The 22,073-nt window shown below is 63.2% G+C and carries 19 protein-coding genes; 9 read left to right on the top strand and 10 right to left on the bottom strand.

Going from position 1 to position 22,073, the window contains the following annotated elements; genetic code table 11:
• Positions 1 to 34: 34 nt before the first annotated feature.
• The 3 genes from CAF92_RS12175 to CAF92_RS27660 form a co-directional block, all read right to left on the bottom strand.
• A complete protein-coding gene (locus CAF92_RS12175; RefSeq protein ID WP_085600983.1) occupies positions 35 to 1,744 on the bottom strand; it encodes a DUF5666 domain-containing protein in 1,710 nt (569 codons plus the stop codon).
• Complete coding sequence (locus CAF92_RS12170) at positions 1,741 to 2,586, bottom strand: DUF6502 family protein (RefSeq protein ID WP_085600982.1); 846 nt, start codon at positions 2,584 to 2,586, stop codon at positions 1,741 to 1,743. Before CAF92_RS12170 ends, CAF92_RS12175 begins: the two co-directional genes overlap by 4 nt.
• Positions 2,587 to 2,729: 143 nt before the next feature.
• Complete coding sequence (locus CAF92_RS27660; RefSeq protein ID WP_256573737.1) at positions 2,730 to 3,407, bottom strand: hypothetical protein; 678 nt, start codon at positions 3,405 to 3,407, stop codon at positions 2,730 to 2,732.
• Positions 3,408 to 3,606: 199 nt separating this feature from the next.
• On the opposite strand from CAF92_RS27660, the gene CAF92_RS12155 reads away from it, so the two are divergent.
• The 4 genes from CAF92_RS12155 (at position 3,607) to tsaA (ending at position 6,056) form a co-directional block, all read left to right on the top strand.
• Positions 3,607 to 4,059 (top strand): GNAT family N-acetyltransferase, encoded by a 453-nt coding sequence (locus CAF92_RS12155; RefSeq protein ID WP_085600979.1) that lies wholly within the window; start codon positions 3,607 to 3,609, stop codon positions 4,057 to 4,059.
• A gap of 77 nt (positions 4,060 to 4,136) precedes the next feature.
• Positions 4,137 to 4,847, top strand: coding sequence for an rRNA pseudouridine synthase (locus CAF92_RS12150; RefSeq protein WP_046616220.1), 711 nt, complete (start codon positions 4,137 to 4,139; stop codon positions 4,845 to 4,847).
• A 48-nt stretch (positions 4,848 to 4,895) separates the two neighbouring features.
• Positions 4,896 to 5,357 carry a DUF1456 family protein gene (locus CAF92_RS12145; RefSeq protein ID WP_013973832.1) on the top strand — a complete coding sequence of 154 codons (462 nt, stop codon included), beginning with the start codon at positions 4,896 to 4,898 and terminating at the stop codon, positions 5,355 to 5,357.
• Between the two features lie 6 nt (positions 5,358 to 5,363).
• Positions 5,364 to 6,056 (top strand): tRNA (N6-threonylcarbamoyladenosine(37)-N6)-methyltransferase TrmO, encoded by a 693-nt coding sequence (tsaA, locus tag CAF92_RS12140; RefSeq protein WP_085600978.1) that lies wholly within the window; start codon positions 5,364 to 5,366, stop codon positions 6,054 to 6,056.
• A 99-nt stretch (positions 6,057 to 6,155) separates the two neighbouring features.
• Here the strand turns inward: tsaA and CAF92_RS12135 are convergent, their stop codons facing one another.
• The 4 genes from CAF92_RS12135 to CAF92_RS12120 all read right to left on the bottom strand — a co-directional run bounded on the left by CAF92_RS12135 (position 6,156) and on the right by CAF92_RS12120 (position 10,666).
• Positions 6,156 to 7,478: a dicarboxylate/amino acid:cation symporter gene (locus CAF92_RS12135; protein ID WP_019098118.1), complete on the bottom strand. Its 1,323-nt coding sequence runs from the start codon at positions 7,476 to 7,478 to the stop codon at positions 6,156 to 6,158.
• A gap of 411 nt (positions 7,479 to 7,889) precedes the next feature.
• On the bottom strand, positions 7,890 to 9,236 hold the full coding sequence (locus CAF92_RS12130; RefSeq protein WP_085600977.1) for an ATP-binding protein: 1,347 nt from the start codon (positions 9,234 to 9,236) through the stop codon (positions 7,890 to 7,892).
• Positions 9,233 to 9,910 (bottom strand): response regulator, encoded by a 678-nt coding sequence (locus CAF92_RS12125; RefSeq protein WP_025340281.1) that lies wholly within the window; start codon positions 9,908 to 9,910, stop codon positions 9,233 to 9,235. The genes CAF92_RS12130 and CAF92_RS12125 overlap by 4 nt, the downstream gene beginning before the upstream one ends.
• A gap of 150 nt (positions 9,911 to 10,060) precedes the next feature.
• Positions 10,061 to 10,666 (bottom strand): outer membrane beta-barrel protein, encoded by a 606-nt coding sequence (locus CAF92_RS12120; protein WP_013973837.1) that lies wholly within the window; start codon positions 10,664 to 10,666, stop codon positions 10,061 to 10,063.
• Positions 10,667 to 10,795: 129 nt separating this feature from the next.
• On the opposite strand from CAF92_RS12120, the gene CAF92_RS12115 reads away from it, so the two are divergent.
• Together CAF92_RS12115 and CAF92_RS12110 are read left to right on the top strand one after the other, a co-directional pair.
• Positions 10,796 to 11,587, top strand: coding sequence for a dienelactone hydrolase family protein (locus CAF92_RS12115; RefSeq protein ID WP_085600976.1), 792 nt, complete (start codon positions 10,796 to 10,798; stop codon positions 11,585 to 11,587).
• Positions 11,588 to 11,662: 75 nt separating this feature from the next.
• Positions 11,663 to 12,364 carry a 4'-phosphopantetheinyl transferase gene (locus tag CAF92_RS12110; protein ID WP_085600975.1) on the top strand — a complete coding sequence of 234 codons (702 nt, stop codon included), beginning with the start codon at positions 11,663 to 11,665 and terminating at the stop codon, positions 12,362 to 12,364.
• Positions 12,365 to 12,367: 3 nt separating this feature from the next.
• On the opposite strand, the gene CAF92_RS12105 is transcribed toward CAF92_RS12110, so the two are convergent.
• Both CAF92_RS12105 and CAF92_RS12100 read right to left on the bottom strand, forming a co-directional pair.
• On the bottom strand, positions 12,368 to 13,975 hold the full coding sequence (locus CAF92_RS12105) for an ATP-binding protein (protein WP_046616226.1): 1,608 nt from the start codon (positions 13,973 to 13,975) through the stop codon (positions 12,368 to 12,370).
• The gene (locus CAF92_RS12100; protein WP_085600974.1) at positions 13,972 to 14,670 is read right to left on the bottom strand and encodes a response regulator transcription factor; all 699 of its coding nucleotides are present in this window, start codon (positions 14,668 to 14,670) and stop codon (positions 13,972 to 13,974) included. Before CAF92_RS12100 ends, CAF92_RS12105 begins: the two co-directional genes overlap by 4 nt.
• Positions 14,671 to 15,499: 829 nt before the next feature.
• Between CAF92_RS12100 and CAF92_RS12090 the strand changes: the two genes are divergently transcribed.
• The 3 genes from CAF92_RS12090 (at position 15,500) to CAF92_RS12080 (ending at position 21,142) form a co-directional block, all read left to right on the top strand.
• Positions 15,500 to 18,379: a ribonucleoside-diphosphate reductase subunit alpha gene (locus CAF92_RS12090; protein WP_046616228.1), complete on the top strand. Its 2,880-nt coding sequence runs from the start codon at positions 15,500 to 15,502 to the stop codon at positions 18,377 to 18,379.
• Between the two features lie 778 nt (positions 18,380 to 19,157).
• Positions 19,158 to 20,408 (top strand): ribonucleotide-diphosphate reductase subunit beta, encoded by a 1,251-nt coding sequence (locus tag CAF92_RS12085; RefSeq protein ID WP_015271500.1) that lies wholly within the window; start codon positions 19,158 to 19,160, stop codon positions 20,406 to 20,408.
• A 197-nt stretch (positions 20,409 to 20,605) separates the two neighbouring features.
• Positions 20,606 to 21,142 carry a Bro-N domain-containing protein gene (locus CAF92_RS12080; RefSeq protein WP_085600973.1) on the top strand — a complete coding sequence of 179 codons (537 nt, stop codon included), beginning with the start codon at positions 20,606 to 20,608 and terminating at the stop codon, positions 21,140 to 21,142.
• Between the two features lie 445 nt (positions 21,143 to 21,587).
• On the opposite strand, the gene CAF92_RS12070 is transcribed toward CAF92_RS12080, so the two are convergent.
• Positions 21,588 to 22,049: a hypothetical protein gene (locus tag CAF92_RS12070; protein ID WP_085600971.1), complete on the bottom strand. Its 462-nt coding sequence runs from the start codon at positions 22,047 to 22,049 to the stop codon at positions 21,588 to 21,590.
• Between the last annotated feature and the right edge of the window lie 24 nt (positions 22,050 to 22,073).

The raw sequence follows: 22,073 nt of genomic DNA, 5'->3' as shown, positions 1-22,073 counted from the left end.
GGGAAAGGTGATGGCACCTACCCAGCCTAGTTGCCTAATGCCCGGATCGCTCTGGATGCTCCACTTTTTCGACTTTCTCTACTGTCTCAGGCCTTTCGACCTTCTCGACTTTTTCTACTTTTTCGATTTTCTCAGGCTTTTCGATCTTCTCAACCTTTTCGGGCCTCTCGGTTTTCTCGATCTTCTCGACCTTCTCGACCTTCTCGACCTTCTCGACCTTTTCGACCTTTTCGGGCTTCTCGGCTTTCTCGATCTTCTCGACTTTGTCTACTTTCTCTACCTTTTCAAGCTTCTCTGCTTTTTCAATCTTTTCCACCTTTTCAAGCTCGACCTTCTCTACCCGGTCAGAGCTTCCACTATTGCTGCTCTCGGGTTGCTCCACGGTGTCGACATGCTCCGACTTTCCGGACTTGTCCACGCTTTCAGCACTGTCCCGACCACTGGAATCGTCAACACCGCCGTGTCCGCTGTGATCATCGCTGCTTTCGATGCGATCACTGGTCGCATCGCGGCCGCCATGCCCGCTATCGCCGGAACCCTCAGCGTCACGGGTACCGTGTTCGCTGCCACGCCCCGAACGCCCTCTGTCCGGGTTGTCGGCACGGTCGTCGTGGAACTCCACGCGGGTTGCCCGCAGCTCGTGCTTGCCACTGAACACCCCGCTCACCCGCACACGTTGATCGAGCGCCAATGCCGCGGGCTGCTTGCCGACGATCACGGTGCCCTGCCCCAGCGTCACCTTGATACCTGCCACCACCAGTTGCTGAGCGTGGCTGCGCTGCACCAGCCCCTCGATCACCGCCGTCTGCACACGGCCAGCAAAAGGCAGGCTCGGGTCTGGGCGGGTTTGCGCCACTTCCAGCTGGCGTCCGGTCCACTGCCCACGTACCAGCACTTCCCGTGCGGGTGCCACACGGGTCCCCAGCTTCAGCCCCTGTAGGCTGCCGGCACGGTCAACCGCACCGATGGCACTGGCTTCCCTGAGCCCCGGCGCCCGTTCGATACGGCTGGCTACCACTTCGCCCCTGGCATCGCGCAGGCCACTGACCCTGACCGGCTCGCCCGGGCGCAACCCTTCAGCCACCCGCGCCCCGGCAGCAAGCCGCACAGGTTGGCCCATGACCCGCAGAGGGGCCGAAGCATTGGGCAGTGCCGTCAGCGGCCCTTCGTAAACGTTGAGGATCGAGATGCGCCCTGCTTGCAGGCCGCGTTTGCCGGCAAATGCCTCCACCGCGACAACCTGGCCGATTGCCAGGTGAGCGCTACTGGCAGGCGCACCGTTTTCACTCACCGGCACGTCCTTGCCAAAGTGCACTTCCAGGCCATTGACGCAGATCGAGGCGAACCCGGTGATGGTGCCGACAATGCCGGTGCCACCGGTACCGCCCGGGCGCAGGATCGGTGCACCGGTACCGCCTGCCCCGCCGTGATCGATGAAGGTGCCGTCGACACCGTCGGCGACCGCGCCGGTCCCGCCCGTGCCGCCGGGACGCTGCGGCAGCGGCGCACCGGTGCCACCCACTCCGCCGTTTTCGCTGCGTACGCCGGTACCACCGACACCGCCCGTCCTGGCCCCGGTACCACCAATACCGCCTGGGAACTGCAAGCCCGCCGCCCCCGCCATACCCACTTCGTCACGGCTGACACATACCGGTGCTGCGGCCACTTCAGCAGGCGCCACCAGGTTCAACCCGAAACCCAGGACCAGTGTGACGACACTGAGGCAGCGCGCGAGGGAAGTCATGGGTCTGGAGTCTTCGACAAATCGGGGTCGGTAGTTTCAGTGTAGAAATAAAGCCCGACCGTGATGCGCTGACGTTCCTCGGCGCTGGGCACATCGGCATCTTCCAGCTCTGCTGCGAGCCGGCTGAAGGCAAGCAGCATCTGCATGCCGTCCTTGTCCACCGTTGCACGCAAATGGTCGACGCTGGCCGGGCTCAAGGCGTCATAGTGCACACTGCGCTCAAAGAACGGCTGGCCGTCCCCACTCAGGTTGTGCACTGCTGCGCAGGCATGATCATGCAGGTTGTGGCCAAAGTACGCGGCCTTTTCGTCGAAGCCTTTCTGCGGCACGAATGCCTGGGCCTGCAGGTGAACACAGTCCTGGTCGTCGAGCCGGACGATACCCAGGCGCAACCACTCATCCAGCACAACCCGCCCGCGGATGTCGGTGCTGATCTTCGCCACCAGAGCATCGAAGGAACAATCGCCGCCAACGCTCGCCAGGCGCGGCAGCGGCAGCGCCTGACCAGGCGCCGAGCAGAACGGCTTGCCGGTGGTCCACATATTGACCAACTGTGCACCTAACGTGATGTTTTCCGGCAGCGCTGCGAGCGATGTGCCCCCTTCGCTGCGCAAACGCCGGACATCCTTGCGATGCACGCCTGTGAGCAGGCTGATGCGGCTGTCGGTCGGTACCGTACCGTCCAGGCGAAACTCGCGGTGGGCCACATCGACGAACACTTCCTTGAGCAGGTCGGCGAACATCGTGTAGGTGACCCCTTTGCGCAGCATCAGGCGCACCAGAGGACGCATGACACGCCGCAGTGCGCTTAACATCGAAGGGGGGATGGTAGGCGATTGCATTGAGCGCATTCCTTGACAGATGAACCCAGTATACGACGCGGGAAAAGATCCCACACCAACTGTGACCATATCCCGGACGAGATGAGGGATAGTCGTCGGCGCTCATTGCATTCGCGTTGAGTGGGGCTGCCGTTCAGCGCCAGTCAGCTCCTGCTGTTGTCATCACCCGGTTCGCCTGCGGCATGCTCACCGCGGTCATCACCCGGTTCGCCACCCAGATGATCGCCACGATCATCACCAGATTCACCACCAACGTGATTGCCGTGGTCATCGCCAGTCTCACCGCCAACATGATTGCCATGATCGTCCCCGGCCTCACCGCCAACGTGATTGCCATGATCGTCACCGGGCTCGCCGCCAACGTGATTGCCGTGATCGTCCCCAGGCTCACCGCCAACGTGATTGCCATGATCATCACCCGCCTCAGCGTGGTTGCCGCTGCGCCCAGAGTTCGAGGAGCCGTCATGGCCGCGCCCACTGTTGCCGGCATGGCCATCTCCATCTCCGCCAGCGCCGTGGCCACCGCCTTCACCGCCATGGCCACCACCGCTACCACCGTGACCACCGCCGCCACCGCCATGGCCACCACCGCCGCCACCGTGACCACCGCCACCGCCATGACCACCGCCGCCGCCACCGTGACCACCACCGCCACCATGGCCTCCGCCACCGCCTCCGTGACCACCTCCGCCGCCACCATCCTTGGCATAGGCGCTGGAACCACTGGATATCGAGTCTGGGATCAGAACAATGGAAGTCGATAGCACGCCAGCAACGGCAACCGCCAATAGCGCCTTTTTGAACAGCACAAGGATTTGCATATTTCGTCTCCAGGTCGTCGCCATGAGAAACGCCAGATCGAACCGGAATCTTGTGTTCGGTTCCTGCTTTTTCCTCTGTGGGAATTTTTCCCACGACAAAGTAATAGACTGCGGCCCCCCGACGTTCAAGCAGCGCCCGGAGAAGCCGACCGGCGGTTGCCCTGCTATGTTTGCCTTACCGTCATGGAGGAACACCGGCATGCCTTCGGTACTGACGCTGCAAACCCCGCGCTTTAGTGATTACGGCGAACTGGTACAGGTGTGGGAGGACTCGGTACGCGCCACCCACGACTTCCTGCCGGATTGCTACATCGTCTTGCTGCGCGACCAGGTGCTGCGTCGCTACCTTGATGCAGTGATGTTGATCTGCTGCAAGGACCGCCAGCGCATCTGCGGCTTCGCCGGGGTCGCCAACGGGCGCGTGGACATGCTGTTCGTCGCACCGGATTACCGTGGCAAAGGGGTCGGCAAGCGCCTGCTGCACTATGCGATCGACGAACTCAATGCCGAGCGCCTGGACGTCAATGAACAGAACCAACAAGCCTTGGGCTTCTATCTGCATGAGGGCTTCGAGGTGATCGGCCGTTCGGAAACCGACGGCCTGGGGCAACCCTACCCGCTGCTGCACCTGCGCCTGCGCAAAACGGCGTAAATGGAACAGATTCCCAGCCCCTCTGCCGCGCGGGCAGGTACAATGCAGGTCTTTCCCTGCCTTTGCGAATCGCCGTCATGTCCGAACCCGTCCGCCTGTCCAAACGCCTTATCGAGCAGCTTGGCTGCTCCCGCCGCGAGGCCGAGTTGTACATTGAAGGCGGCTGGGTCACGGTCGATGGCGTGGTGGTCGAGCAACCGCAGTTCAAGGTCGAGCAGCAGCGCGTCGAACTGCTACCTGGTGCCCGTGCCGAAACGCTGGAACCGGTAACCCTGCTGCTGAACCAGCCGGCCAGCCTGGACAGCGAAACCGCCCGCGCAAGCATGAACATGGGCAGCCTCAGCGAAGCCCACCGCGAAGGTGTTCGCGCACTGCACGGGCATTTTGCCCGGCAGGCTTGCGTGGCGCCGCTGGAGCGCGGTGCCAGCGGCCTGCAGGTATTCACCCAGGACTGGCGGGTAACCCGCAAGATCGACGCCGACCTGCGCCGCCTGGAACAGGAATTCATCGTTGAAGTACGCGGCGAGACCACGCCCCAGGCGCTGGAACGCCTGGCGCGCGGTGCCACCCGCAATGACCGCGAGCTGCCCAAAGCCAAGGCCAGCTGGCAGAACGAGACCCACCTGCGCATGGCCCTGAAAAATCCGCAGCCAGGGCAGATCGCCGAGCTGTGCGCCTATCTGCGCCTGGAGCTGGTGGGCATGCGCCGCATTCGCCTGGGTGGCGTGTCGATGGGCAAGTTGCCCCTGGGCCAGTGGCGCTACCTGGCCGCTACCGAACGTTTCTAAGCAATACGCCGCGCCGCAGGTGCGGCACCTGAACAGGATTCTGCAACAATGAACCACAACGACGTCCTGCGCAGCCTGCGCTACATGCTCAAGGTGAATGACGCCAAGATGGCCGAAATCATCGGGCTATCCGGCCTCGACGTGCATCCCCTGGTGCTGGCCACCTACCTGAAGAAGGAAGACGAGGAAGGCTTCGTGCGTTGCCCTGAACGGGTCATGGCGCACTTTCTCGACGGCCTGGTGATCCACCGTCGCGGCAAGGATGACAGCCGCCCGCCGCAGCCGATCGAGCTGCCGGTGACCAACAACCTCATCCTCAAGAAGCTGCGGGTAGCCTTCGAGCTCAAGGAAGACGACCTGCATGCGATCCTCAAGTCGGTCAACTTCCCGGTCAGCAAGCCCGAGCTCAGCGCGCTGTTCCGCAAGGCCGGCCATGACAACTACCGCCCGTGCGGCGACCAGCTGCTGCGCAACTTCCTCAAGGGCCTGACCCTGCGCGTGCGCGGCTGATTGGCCATGCAGCATACGGTTACCCCGGTCGGCATCATCCGCTCCTGTTTCAAGGAGAAGTTCGCCATCCCGCGCCAGCCGCAACTGGCGCCCGCTGCACGCGGCGTGCTCGAGCTGCTGCCGCCGTTCGACCAGGGCGATGCGGTCGAGGGGCTGGAGCAGGTCAGCCATGTCTGGCTGCTGTTCCTGTTCCACCAGGCACTGGAAGACAAACCCCGCCTGAAGGTGCGGCCACCACGCCTGGGGGGCAACAAGAGCATGGGGGTGTTCGCCACCCGCGCCACTCACCGGCCCAATGGCATCGGCCAGTCGGTGGTACGCCTGGAAGGCGTCGAGCCAGGGCGCCTGCTGTTGTCTGGCATCGACCTGCTCGACGGTACGCCGGTGCTGGACATCAAGCCGTATGTGCCGTACGCCGACAGCATCGCTGGCGCCAGCAACCAGATGGCCAACCAAGCACCCGCCGCGATCGCCGTGCAGTGGGGCGACAACGCCCTGCCCCAGGCCCGCGAACATGCACTGCGCCTGGGTGAACCGCTGGTCGAACTGATCGAGCAATGCCTGGCGCAGGACCCACGGCCTGCCTACCAGGTGCCACCGGCCGAGCGGGTGTATGGGGTGAAGTTCTGGGATGTACAGGTGCGCTGGCACTACCCGCAACCGGAGGTTATCCGGGTGCTGGAGGTGGTGAATGATTGAGGATCACAGGCCCGGCGCTATCGCCGGGCCTGAACGCACAACAATCACCCACAAAAAAGGCGACCCTCAGGTCGCCTTTTTCGTTTTACCGCAACGCTATCAGCGAGCCGGGCCTTCAGCCACGCCCAGGTCGTCGGTCGGACGGGTATCGACCAGCGGCGCACCACCGGAGGCCAGCTCCGATGCCAGCTTGTCGTTGTCCATTTCCTTCACCCACTTGGCTACAACCACGGTGGCAACGGCGTTGCCAACCAGGTTGGTCAGGGCGCGGGCTTCGGACATGAAGCGGTCGATGCCAAGGATCAGCGCCAGGCCGGCAACCGGCAGGTGGCCAACGGCCGACAAGGTGGCAGCCAGGACGATGAAGCCCGAACCGGTAACACCGGCAGCGCCCTTGGAAGCCACCAGCAGCACCAGCAGCAAGGTGATCTGGTGAGTGATGTCCATGGTGGTGTCGGTGGCTTGTGCGATGAACACCGCAGCCATGGTCAGGTAGATCGAGGTGCCGTCGAGGTTGAACGAGTAACCGGTCGGGATGACCAGGCCAACCACCGACTTCTTAGCACCCAGGCGCTCCATCTTGGCCAGCATGCGTGGCAAGGCCGACTCAGAGGAGGAAGTGCCCAGCACGATCAGCAGTTCTTCACGGATGTAGCGGATCAGCTTGAGGACACTGAAGCCGTGGGCGCGGCAGATACCACCCAGCACCACCAGCACGAACAGCAGGCAGGTGATGTAGAAACAGGCCATCAGGTAGCCCAGTTGCACCAGCGAGCCAACGCCGTACTGGCCGATGGTGAAGGCCATTGCACCAAAGGCACCGATCGGGGCCAGTTTCATGATCATGTTGATGATGTTGAACATGACATGGGCGAAGCGGTCGATCATGTCCAGCACCGGCTTGCCGTAGCTGCCCAGGCGGTGCAGGGCGAAGCCGAACAGCACGGAGAACATCAGCACTTGCAGGATGTCGCCGTTGGCGAAGGCGCCGACCACGGTGTTGGGGATGACGTTGAGCAGGAAGCCGACGGTGGTCTGCTGCGCGCCGGCGGCGGCGTAGGCAGCCACGCTGCTGGCGTTCAGGGTGCTGACGTCGATGTGCATGCCAGCGCCCGGCTTGACCACGTTGACGACGACGAGGCCGATGATCAGCGCGATGGTGGAGACGATTTCAAAGTACAGCAGCGCGTAGCCGCCGGTCTTGCCGACCGACTTCATGCTCTGCATGCCGGCGATGCCGCTGACCACGGTACAGAAGATGATCGGAGCGATGACCATCTTGATCAGTTTGACGAAGCCGTCACCCAAGGGTTTGAGGGCGACGCCCGTCTCCGGGTAGTAGTGGCCGAGCAGGATGCCGATCGTGATGGCGACCAACACCTGGACATACAGGGATTTGTACAGCGGCTGACGTGTCGTCATGGCTAATTTTCCTCAAGTGTGCCGGCTCACCCTTCCCAGGGCGATGGGGCACCTGAATCGCTAACCCTCCTGCACCCGGAGGGATTTGTCGTTGTGTTCGAGCTGCCTGGGCAGGCCTCTGCGAGGATCAATAGCAAGGGTGGTGCCAAAATGCCCATCAAGGGTGCAAAGGCTGTATTTGTGAGGGATAAACGCCCAACGACGGGGCGATTTTCCTGAGGAAGGCTGGCGGATTTCCGCCCGGTGGCGGGATTTGTACAGGGGCATTGGCGGGAATCCGCCCATTGCAGTTTGCTTGTTCCGGCCTCTTCGCGGGTAGACCCGCTCCCACAGGGTGCCCGCAGGGCTCAGGACCTGTGCAGTACCTGTGGGAGCGGGTTCACCCGCGAAAGGGCCGGTACAGGCTACAAATCAATCCAGGTGGAAAGTGATTTTGAACGCCGCGCCGCCCAGGGGCGAATCCCCCAGGCTCAGCTCGGCGTCATAGCTGTCGACGATATCCTTGACCACCGCCAGCCCGATCCCCTGCCCCGGGTGCTGGCTGTCCAGCCGCTCCCCACGCTCCAGAATCCGCTCACGCTGGTCCGCCGGCACCCCCGGCCCGTCGTCCTCGATGCACAAGGTCAACTGCCCAGGCGCCTGCTCCAGGCTCACGCGCACCTGGCCCAGGCTCAGGCGGTAGGCGTTCTCCAGCAGGTTGCCCAGCAGCTCCAGCAACGCGCCCTGCTCCATCGGCACCTGCGCCTCATCGGGCAGTTGCAGCGTCACGTCCACCCGCTTGTCTCGGTACACCTTGGCCAAGGTGCTGCACAGGCTGTCGAGCAACGGCCGCAGCAACACGCTATGGCGTACCAGGCCGCTCTTGCGCAGGCTGGCGCGCTGCAGCTGGTAGTCGATCTGCTGGCTCATGCGCTCGATCTGGCTCTGCAGCACACGTGCCTGCTCGCGCTCGCCGTTACGCTGCTGCAGACTTTCGCCCACCCCCTGCAATACCGCCAGCGGCGTCTTCAGGCTGTGCGCCAGGTCATCGAGCGAATCACGGTAGCGCTGACGCTGCTCGCGCTCGCTGCATAACAGGCGGTTCAGCGAACCGGTCAGGCGCAGCAGCTCCCGTGGGTGTTCGCGGCTCAGGCCGTCCCGTACACCCGACTCCACGTCGTCCAGCTCGCGGCTGAGCCGGCGCAACGAACGCAGGCCCCAGGTCAAACCGGCCCACAGCAGCACCAGCAGCGCCAGCAAGGCCGCGCCAAAGCCCAGATAGAGCTTTTCGCGCAGGCCATCGAGGGTGTGCTGGTATTCGCGCACAGGTTGCAGGGCAACGATGCTGTAGGCGGCGCTCTGGCCACCCAGCAGCTTTATCTCGACGTCATAGACGAAGAACTCTTCGCCATCGGCCTGATGAATGCGGGCGAATTCGTTGCCACGGCCGTCGTAGCGCGGGCGGTAGTTGATGTTCTGCGCGGCGGTGGCACGCGACTGCCAGACCAGCTTGCCGTCGCGGTCGAAGATATAGCCGAGCAGGCCGGTGTACGGCAGGTTGTAACGCTCGTCCGGCAGCAGCGTCGGCATCTGCAGTTGGCCGTGTTCGATGCGCGCAGCGGAAATCAGCGTGGTCACATCCGAGGCCAGGCGTTGTTCGATCGACTCCTGCAGGGCCAGGCTGAAGGCTTTCTGCAAGGCCGGTAGCAGCGCCAGCATGAACAGCAGCGCCAGCACCGCGGCCGCCAGCATCAGGCGCACCCGCAGCGAACGGATCATCGGCAGCGCTCGGTGAACAGGTAGCCCAGGCCGCGCACGGTGTCGATCGGCTTGAAGCCGTGCTCGCCCTCGAGCTTGCGCCGCAAACGGCCGACCAGTACTTCGATGACATTGGGGTCGCGTTCCTCGTCACCCGGGTACAGCTGCTCCATCAGGCGGTCCTTGGCCACCACCTGCTGGTGATGGCGCATGAGGTATTCGAGGATGCGGTATTCGTAGGCAGTCAGGGCCAGGGGCTGCTCGTCCAGCGTCGCCTGCTTGCGATTCAGGTCCAGCACCAGCGGGCCGGCGGCGATGGTCGACTGGGTGAAGCCGCTGGAGCGGCGCAGCAAGGCGTTCAGGCGTGCCTCGAGTTCTTCGAACTGGAACGGCTTCACCAGATAGTCGTCGGCACCGGCGGCCAGGCCCTCGACCTTGTCCTGCCAGTTGCCGCGGGCGGTGAGGATGAGAATGGGGAAGGTCTTGTCCTGGCTGCGCAGGCGCGTGATCAGTTCCAGCCCGCTGATGCCGGGCAGGCCCAGGTCGATGATGGCCAGGTCGAAGTGGTACTGCCCGGCCTGGTACAGCGCCTCCTCGGCATCGGCGACCGCCTCGACCACATGGCCGCTTTCGCCCAGGCGGGTGTAGAGGTGATGGCGAAGCAGGGCTTCGTCCTCGACCACCAGCAGTTTCATGTGCAGCTCCTTGATATGTATTGCCTGTACCGGCCTCTTCGCGGGCACGCCCGCTCCTACAGGGATCGCACAGGTTCCAAGGCTCGTGCAGTCCCTGTGGGAGCGGGCGTGCCCGCGAAAGGGCCGGTACAGGATAACCCGGCTCGCCCGTCAGAACTTGTAGCTTGCAGCCAGGTAGGTCTGCGCGCTGCTGGTCAGGCGCAGGGTCCCGTCCTTCGGCCCGCCGTGCGCACCCACTTCGGTGGCGGCGTTGGTACGCAGGTAACGGTAGCCCAGTTCCACCGAAGCCTTGTCGGTGATGTCCTGGATCACACCGGCCTGCAGGCCATACGCGTAACCGTAGTCGGTATCCCGGCTGGCACCCGGCGAGTCCTGGGTAAGCTTGGTCACGCCCAGGCTGCCACCGCCGAACAGCTTGGTGGTGTCACCTACCGGCAGGAACAGGTCGTAGCTGCCCAGCAGGTTCTCCTGGCGCAGCTTCAGGCCGCTGTGGTCGCCCGAGACGTTGTCGTAAGTCATGTAGTAGCGGCCCTGATCATTGATCTTGCCCACGCGCACGCCCCAGGTGTCGTCCTTGCCGATGATGCCATCGGCGTTGAGGTGGTCGGTGTTGCGCTGCAGCAGGCCGGACTTGCGAACCTTGTCGCTGGTCTGGCCGTAGGTCAGGCTGGCAAAGTTGTCGTCAGCGGCCTGGGCGGTGGTGATGCCAGCGGCGCAGACGGCCATGGCGGCAAGCAGGGTGTTGAAGGTTTTCATGGCTGGATACTCCAGTTGAGTGCGCTGTTTCGGTCTGGAAGCTAGAGTAAGCAGGGCACCCTGAACCGCGACTGAACCCTGGCTGAACCCCGGCTGAACGAACTGTTTGCAGAACAAGGAGTAGTGACCATGCGTGCCCTGCTGGCCTTGACCCTGATGTGCTGCGCCGCCCTCGCCCAAGCGGCGGTACAAACCCGCGAGATCCCCTACCAGGACGCCGACGGCAACCGCCTGGTCGGCTACTACGCCTATGACGATGCTATCGAAGGCAAGCGCCCCGGCATTGTCGTGGTGCATGAGTGGTGGGGGTTGAACGACTACGTCAAGCGCCGCGCCCGCGAGCTTGCGGCGCTGGGCTACAACGCGCTGGCCATCGACATGTATGGCGACGGCAAGCAAACCGAACACCCTGCCGACGCCAAGGCGTTCATGGCAGAGGCGATGAAAGACCCCAAGGCCGCGGAGCGGCGCTTCGATGCTGGCCTGGAGCTGCTGAAACTGCAGCCGAACACCAACAAGCATCAGTTGGGCGCGGTGGGTTATTGCTTCGGCGGCAAGGTGGTGCTGGATGCCGCACGCCGCGGCGAAAAGCTCGATGGCGTGGTGAGCTTCCATGGCGCACTGGCCACCCAGACCCCGGCCAGGCCTGGGGTGGTACGCGCGGAGATCCTGGTCGAGCACGGCGCGGCAGACAGCATGATTACCTCGCAGCAAGTGGAGGCGTTCAAGGCCGAGATGGATGCAGCCAAGGTCAACTATGAGTTGGTCAGTATCGAAGGGGCCAAGCATGGTTTTACCAACCCGGATGCAGACCGGCTGAGCCATGGCGAGCATGGCGGGCCGGATATCGGCTACAACAAGACGGCGGACGAGAGTTCCTGGGCGGACATGCAGGCGTTCTTCAAGAAGGTGTTCAAGTAAACAACGCGAGGGGCCGCTTTGCGGCCCCTGCGATCCGATCTCCCACAGCGTCGCCTCGGCTGGCACAATAGCCCCATGAACACACTCCCCGCCTGCTGCGCCCCGCTCCAGCATCACTGGCCCCTGCCCCGCCCACTGCCCGGCGCGGTGCTGGTCAGTTGCAACTTCGACCATGCCCGCCTGGCACCCGACGACTTCCAGCGCGCCGGCGTCGTGCCGGGCGCCAGCCTGCAGCGTTCGGTGCCCAAGCGCCAGGCCGAGTACCTTGCTGGCCGGGTGTGTGCCCGGGCCGCGTTGCAGCGCCTGGACGGCCGTGACTACGTGCCCGGCACCCACGAGGACCGTTCACCCATCTGGCCCGCCGGCATCCACGGCTCGATCACCCACGGCAAAGGCTGGGCCGCCGCCGTGGTCGCCGCCGAGGGTAGTTGCCAGGGCCTGGGCCTGGATCAGGAAGCATTGCTGGATGACCAGCGTGCCGAGCGGCTGATGGGTGAAATCCTCACCCCACCCGAACTCGAGCGCCTGGACCGCCGCCAGCTCGGCCTTGCCGTCACCCTGACCTTCTCGCTGAAGGAAAGCCTGTTCAAGACGCTCTACCCGCTGACGCGCCAGCGCTTCTACTTCGAGCACGCCGAAGTGCTGGACTGGTCTGCCGAAGGCCTGGCCCGTCTGCGCCTGCTCACCGACCTGTCGCCGCAGTGGCGGCATGGCGCCGAACTGCAGGGCCAGTTCTGCCTGCAGGACGGCCACTTGCTCAGCCTGGTCAGCGTCTGACCGTCACAACGGTGCCTGCTGCCGCGGCCAGTTCAGGCTGAAGCAGGCACCACCCAGCGCGACGCTGCGCCCCACCGTGGCCCGGCCCGCGTGCCAGTAGATGATCCGCCGCACGATAGACAAGCCCAGGCCATGCCCGCCCGAGGCGCGGGTACGGCTGTCGTCGAGGCGGGTGAACGGTGTGAAGATTCGATCCCAGACACCCTCGGGAATGCCCGGGCCGTCATCCTCTACATCGATGCGGCAGCGTTGTTGCCCCAACTGGTAGCTCAGGCGCACCTCGGCCTCGGCGTGGCGCATGGCGTTGCCTACCAGGTTCTGCAGGGCCCGGTGCAGGTAGCGCGGCTCGGCTTCGACCCAGGCGCCTTCGCCATCGGCACCCTGGCACTCACCGCGCACCACCCGTACCTCGGCACGCAGCGGCGCAAGCTCTTCGATCACCCGGTCGAGCAAGGCATCCAGGTCGATCCGCTCGAACTTCAGCGCCGGTGCGCCCTGCTCCAGGCGGGCGTAGGTGAGCATCTCGTCGACCAGCTTGTCGAGGTCCTGGATATCCCCGTCCATACCCGCCAGGTGCTTGGCCCGGGCCTGCTCGGTGGTGGCACTTTCGATCATCTCCAGGCCAAAGCGCAGGCGTGCCACCGGCGTGCGCAGCTCGTGGGAAACCGCCCGCACCAGCTCGCGTTGCATGGTCAGCGAGCGCTGCAGGTGTTCGGCCATGCCGTTGAAGGCCGCGGCCAGGCGCCCCACCGAGTCGGCATCGCCAGCCGGCACGCGGGTGTCCAGGCTGCCCTGGGCGATGCGCGTTGCAGCAATCTCCAGGCCCGACACGCGTCGCTCCAGTTGGCGCACCAGCAGGTAGACCACCAGGCCGATCAGGCACAGGCCAAGAAAGGTGATCAGAATCAGCAACTGCGGCGGATACGGGTTGAGCTGGTACAGCGGGCCGATTTCCAGCACCCAGGGCGAACCAGCCAGCCCGGCGAACACGCGGATCGAGTCACCATCCTTGCCCAGGGCCATGACCGTGTCGCCCTCCTCGACCCGACGCCGCTGGTCATCGTCCAGGCTCACCCGCTCGATGCGCTGCAGGGCCACGCCAAAGCCAAAGCCCTTTTCTTTCTTGATCTGCGCCAGGCGCTGCTGTTGTTCAGTCACCGGGTAGCGCACCAGTTCGTCGGCCAGCAGATAGAGCGTGGCCCGCGCCAGTTGCTCGCTGATCTGTTTGATCTGCGCTACCAGCATCAGGTCTTCCTGGCCGACCTTGCGCAGCACCTGGGCCGCATGTGGGCCGGTCTTCTCGACCACCACCAGGCCGCGGTACAGGCGCGCCCGCTGGCCGCCATCGAGCGTGCGCGCGGTCATCGGTTGCAACGCCAGCGGCACGCCAAGCAGGCGCTCCCAGATCAGCAGCGAGCGCTTGCGCTCGGTGTCGTTCTGCAGCGCCAGGTTGTCGGCCATCAGGCTGAAGGTACCCTGGGCCAGGCCCTCGCGGTGCTGGGCGGCACGCACTTCGTTGACCAGGTGCAGGCTGAGCCCGCCAAGCAGGGCCACCAGCACCAGCACGGCCAGCATGCCGCCATAGATGCGCAGGAAGATCGAGTTGTTCATGGGGCCTCGCCGACGAACAGATAGCCCTTGCTGCGCAGGGTCTTGATCAGCCTTGGCTGGAGCGGGTCGTCGCCGATCTTGGGGCGGATCCTGGAGATGCGTATGTCGATGGAGCGGTCCTGGCCGTCGTAGCCGACGCCACGCAGAGCAGTGAAGATCTGCTCGCGCGTCAGCACCCGCCCGGCGTTGCTGGCCAACAGCCAGAGCAGGTCAAATTCGGCGCCGGTCAGCTCGATCAGCTGTTCACCCAGATGCGCCTCGCGCAGGCGATTGTCGATGCGCAGCGCGCCGAAGGCCAGGTCCTGGCGCTTGCTGTCCGGTGCTTCGCTGCGGCGCAGCAGGGCGTGGATGCGTGCCAGCAGCAGGCGTGGGCGTACGGGTTTGCAGACGTAGTCGTCGGCCCCCAGGTCCAGGCCCTGGACCTGGTCGAGTTCATCGCTGCGGGCGGTCAGCATGAGGATCGGGCCGGGGTACTGGCTGCGCACCCGGCGGCAGATGCTCAGGCCGTCCTCGCCGGGCAGCATCAGGTCGAGAATGACCAGGTCGGGCTGGCTGTCGACGATGCGCCGCGCGGCGCGAGCGCCATCGGCTTCGACGCTGACTTCGTAGCCGTTGGCCTGCAGGTACTCGGCGGTGAGCTCGGCCAGGCGCTGGTCGTCTTCGACGATGAGGATGCGAGGTGCGGGGTGGTCCATGGCTTGTGCCTATATTTGTTGTTTTTCTATGGCCTGCGCCGGCCTTTTCGCGGGTGAACCCGCTCCCACAGGTACTGCACAGGGTTCGAAAGCGGTACGGTCCTTGTGGGAGCGGGTTCACCCGCGAAAGGGCCAGCACAGGCAACATAACCCTTTAACCAAAAAGCAACATCCCCTCGGAATACTACGGCTGCTATCCGGCACTGCCAACCTGCCAGCAGCCCCTCGACTGAACCGTTTTTTGTGATAGGGTTCGCGCCCGAAAAATTCTGCCCTGGGGCAGCAAGGCGCAGAAAAATACTGCAAACCACTTGGCACAAGGCCTACAGCGAATACCCACCATTCACTCACAAAGTACGCACAAGTTATCCACAGGCGCTCGCCTTGCAAAGCCCCCGATACCGCATTATCTTGTATCCCGATCGCAGCGAACCACTAGATATAGGGGTTCGTGCAAAATCACACATAAAAGTCAACCCGCAAAATCAAGCGATTTTTTCGGGTGAACTTCAAGTGATTCCAGCAGCCAAACCGCTCCTGCGGAGGCGACCGAGGCAAGCCCTTGCAGGGCCTTGTTCGGGTATGGGTGTTACAGGCCAGGCCTGGTACCCATCAGCAACAGTTTTTGGGCCCGGCCCAGAACCTTTGACTTCGGCCAGGGAGCGGCGAGCCAATTGCCCTTATTCCTGAGTCTGTCCCGAAGTTGGTACGCCCGCGCGGGCGGATGCGCATGCATTGCCCATCCCCGCCAGGCCATCGAGCAAGTGGACGGAACGGTGGGCGCCCAAAAGGCGCCTGAACAATATAGAAACTGTGGAGACACCCACTCATGCAAACCGACACAACTCGCGAGAACCCGCAGGCCAAGGTGCCGCAGGCCGCCGATTCCAACCAGGATCTGGCCGCCACCGCTCCCGGCCAACTGCGTGTGATCAAGCGTAACGGCACTGTCGTCCCCTACACCGACGACAAGATCACCGTGGCCATCACCAAGGCGTTCCTCGCAGTTGAAGGTGGCACCGCCGCCGCTTCGTCGCGCATCCACGACACCGTCGCGCGCCTGACCGAGCAGGTCACCGCCACGTTCAAGCGTCGCATGCCATCGGGTGGCACCATCCACATCGAAGAAATCCAGGACCAGGTCGAACTGGCCCTGATGCGCGCCGGCGAGCAGAAGGTCGCCCGTGACTACGTGATCTACCGCGAGCAGCGCGCCAAGGAGCGTGCCACCCGCGTCAACACCGAGTCCGTGGTCGAGCCGCACCCAAGCATCCGCATCACCCTGGCCGACGGCAGCCTGGCGCCGCTCGACATGGCCCGCCTGAACACCATCATCAGCGAAGCCTGCGAAGGCCTGGCCGAGGTCGATGGCGACCTGATCCAGCGCGACACCCTGAAGAACCTGTACGACGGCGTGGCCATCAAGGACGTCAACACCGCCCTGGTGATGACCGCCCGTACCCTGGTCGAGCGCGAGCCGAACTACTCGTTCGTGACCGCCCGCCTGCTGATGGACACCCTGCGCGCCGAAGGCCTGGGCTTCCTGAACGTGGCCGAGAGCGCCACCCACCACGAAATGGCCGACCTTTACGCCAAGGCCCTGCCGGCCTACATCGACAAAGGCGTCGAGTTCGAGCTGCTGGACCCGGCCCTGAAAGGCTACGACCTGGACCGCCTGGGCAAGGCCATCGACCACGAGCGTGACCAGCAATTCACCTACCTGGGCCTGCAGACCCTGTACGACCGCTACTTCATCCACAAGGATGGCGTGCGCTTCGAGCTGCCACAGGTGTTCTTCATGCGTGTGGCCATGGGCCTGGCACTGGCAGAAAAAGACAAGGAAGCCCGCGCGATCGAGTTCTACAACCTGTTGTCGTCCTTCGACTACATGGCCTCGACCCCGACCCTGTTCAACGCCGGCACCCTGCGCCCGCAGCTGTCCAGCTGCTACCTGACCACCGTGCCGGACGACCTGTCGGGCATCTACCACGCTATCCACGACAACGCCATGCTGTCGAAATTCGCCGGTGGCCTGGGCAACGACTGGACCCCTGTGCGTGCACTGGGCTCCTACATCAAGGGCACCAACGGCAAGTCGCAGGGCGTGGTTCCGTTCCTGAAAGTGGTCAACGACACCGCCGTTGCCGTCAACCAGGGTGGCAAGCGCAAGGGCGCCGTGTGTGCCTACCTGGAAACCTGGCACCTGGACATCGAAGAATTCATCGAGCTGCGCAAGAACACCGGTGATGACCGTCGTCGTACCCACGACATGAACACCGCCAACTGGATCCCTGACCTGTTCATGAAGCGTGTCTTCGATGATGGCAAGTGGACCCTGTTCTCGCCTTCGGAAGTGCCAGACCTGCACGACCTGACCGGCAAGGCCTTCGAAGAGCGCTACGAGTACTACGAAGCCCTGACCGAGTACAACAAGATCAAGGTGTTCAAGACCATCCAGGCCAAAGACCTGTGGCGCAAGATGCTGTCGATGCTGTTCGAGACCGGCCACCCGTGGCTGACCTTCAAGGACCCGTGCAACCTGCGTTCGCCGCAGCAGCACGTGGGCGTGGTCCACAGCTCGAACCTGTGCACCGAGATCACCCTGAACACCAACAAGGACGAGATCGCGGTCTGCAACCTGGGCTCGATCAACCTGCCGAACCACATCGTCGACGGCAAGCTGGACACCGCCAAGCTGCAACGCACCGTGAACACCGCCGTGCGCATGCTCGACAACGTGATCGACATCAACTACTACTCGGTGCCGCAAGCGCGTAACTCGAACTTCAAGCACCGCCCGGTCGGCCTGGGCATCATGGGCTTCCAGGATGCGCTGTACCTGCAGCACATTCCGTACGGCTCCGATGCTGCCGTCGAGTTCGCCGACAAGTCGATGGAAGCGGTCAGCTTCTACGCCATCCAGGCGTCCTGCGACCTGGCCGACGAGCGCGGTGCGTACGAGACCTTCCAGGGTTCGCTGTGGTCCAAGGGCATCCTGCCGCTGGATTCGCAACAGATCCTGATCGAGGCCCGTGGCGCCAAGTACATCGACGTCAACCTGGAAGAGTCCCTGGACTGGGCCCCGGTGCGCGAACGCGTCAAGAAAGGTATTCGTAACTCGAACATCATGGCCATCGCGCCGACCGCGACCATTGCCAACATCACCGGCGTGTCGCAGTCCATCGAGCCGACCTACCAGAACCTGTACGTGAAATCGAACCTGTCGGGCGAGTTCACCGTGATCAACCCGTACCTGGTCCGCGACCTGAAGGCCCGTGGCCTGTGGGACTCGGTAATGATCAACGACCTGAAGTACTACGATGGTTCGGTGCAGCAGATCGAGCGTATCCCGCAAGAGCTGAAGGACCTGTACGCCACCGCGTTCGAAGTCGAGACCAAGTGGATCGTCGATGCCGCCTCGCGTCGCCAGAAGTGGATCGACCAGGCCCAGTCGCTGAACCTGTACATCGCCGGCGCCTCGGGCAAGAAGCTGGACGTTACCTACCGCATGGCCTGGTACCGTGGTCTGAAGACCACCTACTACCTCCGTGCCCTGGCTGCGACCAGCACCGAGAAGTCGACCATCAACACCGGCAAGCTCAACGCCGTTTCCAGCGGTGGCGACAGCGCCCCGGTCCAGGCAGCGGGCCCAGCGCCAGTGCCGAAGGCCTGCGCGATCGACGAGCCTGACTGCGAAGCCTGCCAGTAAGGCCTGAGTGCCGCGCAGAGTGCCCATGGGCGCCCTGCGCGGCATTTTTGTATCTGCGCCACGGAGAAACCTTGCCCTTTGCCCACTGCTCGCGCAGCTCGGTAAAAGGACAGGACCTCTCAAAAAGGACTAAGCCCATGGCGCGGAAAAAACTGGCAACTCGCAAGATTGGTCGCAACGCGGAAACCGGCCGCTTCACCTCGGTCGAAGAAGCACGCAGGCATCCCAAGACACACATTGTCGAAACGCTGCACCACCCACGCAGCTAGTGGTTGCCTGGCTTGGCCTCATCGCCGGCAAGCCAGCTCCCACAGGTACTGCATCGCCCCCCGGCCTGACGCGGAAACTGTGGGAGCTGGCTTGCCGGCGATGAGGCTAGGTCAGACAACACAAAACCCATTAAACACCATATGGTGTGCCTTAAACTTAAACTGGCACAACATATAGGTTAGCGCTAAACTCTTCCCCCGTAGAAAACTACACAAGATTTCGTGAACGGACGCACGCCAGACCGGTCGAAAAAGTTACCCTCGCCCGCCAGACACGCGCCCCGATCGAAGGCGAATTCCGGTATACTTCGCCCCCTCTGAAAAGGGCACCTATCAATTGTCCCTGGCCCCTCACGAAGGCCTGGCCAGGTACAAGCCAGAACACACCAGATGTAAACGAGAGTCAGCCTCTCGAGCTGTCCATTCGCCGTTACGGGCCTTGCGTCAGGCATCACATTCTTAAAATCCAACCGGTTGCCTTAGGGCGACCCTCAAGCAGGAGCCAAACCATGCTGAGCTGGGACGAATTCGACAAGGAAGACGGCGAAGTAGCCGCCAAAGGCAACACCCCTGCGCAGGCCGCTGCCGCCGCCACCCTCGACAAGCTCGACAGCGCCGGTGGTGCCGCCGCCCTGGAAGCCCGTGCCGCCACCGCCGACGACTCCGACGCCGTCAAGCGCGCCAAGGCTGCCCTGAACGACCTCGACATCGCCGAAGGCCTGGCCGAGCTGGAAGGCTCCAGCGCCCGCGTGCGTGTTGACGAAAAGCGCATGATCAACTGCCGCGCCGACCTCAACCAGCTGGTACCGTTCAAGTACGACTGGGCCTGGCAGAAGTACCTGGACGGCTGCGCCAACCACTGGATGCCGCAAGAGGTCAACATGACCGCCGACATCGCCCTGTGGAAGAGCATGGACGGCCTGACCGAAGACGAGCGCCGTATCGTCATGCGCAACCTCGGCTTCTTCTCCACCGCCGACTCGCTGGTAGCCAACAACCTGGCCCTGGCCGTGTACCGCCTGATCACCAACCCGGAGTGCCGCCAGTACATCCTGCGCCAGGCCTTCGAAGAGGCGATCCACACCCACGCCTACCAGTACTGCATCGAGTCGCTGGGCATGGATGAAGGCGAGATCTTCAACATGTACCACGAGATCCCGTCGGTAGCGAAGAAAGCCGCCTGGGGCCTGAAGTACACCCGCGCCATCTCCGACCCGGAATTCAACACCGGCACCGTCGAAACCGACAAAGAACTGCTGCGCAACCTGATCGCCTACTACTGCGTACTGGAAGGCATCTTCTTCTACTGCGGCTTCACCCAGATCCTGTCCATGGGCCGCCGCAACAAGATGACCGGCGTGGCCGAGCAGTTCCAGTACATCCTGCGTGACGAGTCGATGCACCTGAACTTCGGTATCGACGTAATCAACCAGATCAAGATCGAGAACCCGCACCTGTGGGACGCGGCGATGAAGGAAGAAGCGACCCAGATGATCCTGCAAGGGACCCAGCTGGAGATCGAATACGCCCGTGACACCATGCCACGCGGCGTGCTGGGCATGAACGCAGCGATGATGGAAGACTACCTCAAGTTCATCGCCAACCGTCGCCTGACCCAGATTGGCCTGAAGGAAGAGTACCCAGGGACTACCAACCCATTCCCGTGGATGAGCGAGATCATGGACTTGAAGAAAGAGAAGAACTTCTTCGAGACACGTGTGATCGAGTATCAGACTGGTGGGGCGTTGAGCTGGGATTGATATCCGAGCGAGCATAGAGAAGGCTGCCGATTGGCAGCCTTTTTTATTGGCAGGAAAAAAGCCGAAGAGGAAGCTTCCTACAAGGTTCTCATTGTGACTTTTGTATCGTCGCGATAACGTCTCTCGGCGCTTAAGAATGCTCACGCAGTGGTATTCCGTTCCCGTTAGCAGCGGCTTTCCAAATCAGGATGGCCAAGATGGACAGTTTCAATACACCTACCCTCTTCACCCGCCACAACCGCCCCCTCCACACCCTCTGGCTCGAATCCCAAGCCTGGTTCTGCGCCCACGAACTCGGCCGGCTGAGTGGTCACTTCTACGACGAACACTGCACGCGCAAGCTCGACCCGGATCAGTACCGCTCCGTGCAGCTGCTGCGCTATGGCAAGTACCAGGAAACCACGATGGTCAGCGAATCCGGGGCCTATACCTTGTTGGCGCATCACCATGTACTGGAGAACCGGCATTTGCGCTGGTGGCTGACGCATGAGGTGGTGGCGGTGCTGCGTGATCGGCAGGCGGAGGGGGTGGAGGATGTTCCGCGACTGGGGCGGATGTGCTGGCCTGGGGGGCGGAGCGCGACGTTGTTGTATTGGCAGAGTGAGCCTTGGGTGAGGATGCGGGATATGCCGGTGGTGCTGGCAGGGGAAATGCAACAGCTGCCTCCGGTAGAGAAGCCGAAGTTGAGTTGGCGGGAGTGTGCGCAGCGGGCGCTGCGGTTGCATGGGGTTTAAGCGGCGGTTTTGCCTGGGCGGGCCTCTTCGCGGGTGAACCCGCTCCCACAAGGTACTGTGCTGGCTTCGGGATCACGCTGTACCTGTGGGAGCGGCCGTGGCCGCGAACACCGGCGCAGCCGGTGCCATGCACCGCGTCGCCTGCTTCGCGGGCTTGCCCGCTCCCACAGGTACTGCGCTGGCTTCGGATTAACGCTGTACCTGTGGGAGCGGTCGTGGCCGCGAACACCGGCGCAGCCGGTGCCATGCACCGCGTCGCCTGCTTCGCTGGCTTGCCCGCTCCCACAGGTACTGCGCTGGCTTCGGATTAACGCTGTACCTGTGGGAGCGGCTTTAGCCGCGAACACCGGCGCAGCCGGTGCCATACACCGCGTTGCCCGCTCCCCACAAATGCCGGTGACATCCACAGCTAGTTCATTTGCTTGCTACAACCACCACTGCCCTGCTACTTCCCCTCCCCAACCGGCTCCACCCGCTGCACCACGATCTGCATATGGGTCGCCATGTCAGTCAGTATCACTTCCCCCTCCTTGTACTCCGGGGTGATCATCAGCGAGCGGACAAAATGCTCGTTGCCGCCCTCGCGCTTTTGCACGTTCTCGAACGCCACGATGATCGTGTCGTTGCGCCAGTTGCTGATGTCGAAACCGCCCGCAGCAACGAACTCACTAATGTCGCGCTCGTCGTTGAACACATTGGCAGGCAGGATCAGCAGGCGGTCCTTGAGAAACACCTGATAATACTGGCGAGGCCCCACCGGCCAGTTCTGCTCCACCACGTGCTCGATGCGCCAGTGATGGACGTTATTCTCATAGACCACGACACGCTCGACCTTATGGCCATTGCAAGCAACGAGCAAGGGCAATAGCAAACCACCGAGCCAGGTACGCTTTCGGCGCAGATTCATCCCGATCCCCTCGTTACATCAGAG

Source organism: Pseudomonas sp. B10(2017), assembly GCF_002113295.1.
GTDB lineage: Bacteria > Pseudomonadota > Gammaproteobacteria > Pseudomonadales > Pseudomonadaceae > Aquipseudomonas > Aquipseudomonas pudica.
The sequence above is the reverse complement of the archived record's forward strand: the minus strand, read 5'-3'. Positions and strand labels throughout refer to the sequence as shown.

Bases quoted from the DNA above. Each gene is read 5' to 3' on its own strand.
- CAF92_RS12070 (WP_085600971.1), bottom strand. From the start codon at position 22,049: ATGAATCTGCGCCGAAAGCGTACCTGGCTCGGTGGTTTGCTATTGCCC.
- CAF92_RS12080 (WP_085600973.1), top strand. From the start codon at position 20,606: ATGGACAGTTTCAATACACCTACCCTCTTCACCCGCCACAACCGCCCC.
- CAF92_RS12155 (WP_085600979.1), top strand. From the start codon at position 3,607: ATGCCTTCGGTACTGACGCTGCAAACCCCGCGCTTTAGTGATTACGGC.
- CAF92_RS12175 (WP_085600983.1), bottom strand. From the start codon at position 1,744: ATGACTTCCCTCGCGCGCTGCCTCAGTGTCGTCACACTGGTCCTGGGT.
- CAF92_RS12115 (WP_085600976.1), top strand. From the start codon at position 10,796: ATGCGTGCCCTGCTGGCCTTGACCCTGATGTGCTGCGCCGCCCTCGCC.
- CAF92_RS12150 (WP_046616220.1), top strand. From the start codon at position 4,137: ATGTCCGAACCCGTCCGCCTGTCCAAACGCCTTATCGAGCAGCTTGGC.
- CAF92_RS12170 (WP_085600982.1), bottom strand. From the start codon at position 2,586: ATGCAATCGCCTACCATCCCCCCTTCGATGTTAAGCGCACTGCGGCGT.
- CAF92_RS12105 (WP_046616226.1), bottom strand. From the start codon at position 13,975: ATGAACAACTCGATCTTCCTGCGCATCTATGGCGGCATGCTGGCCGTG.
- CAF92_RS12120 (WP_013973837.1), bottom strand. From the start codon at position 10,666: ATGAAAACCTTCAACACCCTGCTTGCCGCCATGGCCGTCTGCGCCGCT.
- CAF92_RS12135 (WP_019098118.1), bottom strand. From the start codon at position 7,478: ATGACGACACGTCAGCCGCTGTACAAATCCCTGTATGTCCAGGTGTTG.
- tsaA (WP_085600978.1), top strand. From the start codon at position 5,364: ATGCAGCATACGGTTACCCCGGTCGGCATCATCCGCTCCTGTTTCAAG.
- CAF92_RS12110 (WP_085600975.1), top strand. From the start codon at position 11,663: ATGAACACACTCCCCGCCTGCTGCGCCCCGCTCCAGCATCACTGGCCC.
- CAF92_RS27660 (WP_256573737.1), bottom strand. From the start codon at position 3,407: ATGCAAATCCTTGTGCTGTTCAAAAAGGCGCTATTGGCGGTTGCCGTT.
- CAF92_RS12100 (WP_085600974.1), bottom strand. From the start codon at position 14,670: ATGGACCACCCCGCACCTCGCATCCTCATCGTCGAAGACGACCAGCGC.
- CAF92_RS12145 (WP_013973832.1), top strand. From the start codon at position 4,896: ATGAACCACAACGACGTCCTGCGCAGCCTGCGCTACATGCTCAAGGTG.
- CAF92_RS12090 (WP_046616228.1), top strand. From the start codon at position 15,500: ATGCAAACCGACACAACTCGCGAGAACCCGCAGGCCAAGGTGCCGCAG.
- CAF92_RS12085 (WP_015271500.1), top strand. From the start codon at position 19,158: ATGCTGAGCTGGGACGAATTCGACAAGGAAGACGGCGAAGTAGCCGCC.
- CAF92_RS12125 (WP_025340281.1), bottom strand. From the start codon at position 9,910: ATGAAACTGCTGGTGGTCGAGGACGAAGCCCTGCTTCGCCATCACCTC.
- CAF92_RS12130 (WP_085600977.1), bottom strand. From the start codon at position 9,236: ATGATCCGTTCGCTGCGGGTGCGCCTGATGCTGGCGGCCGCGGTGCTG.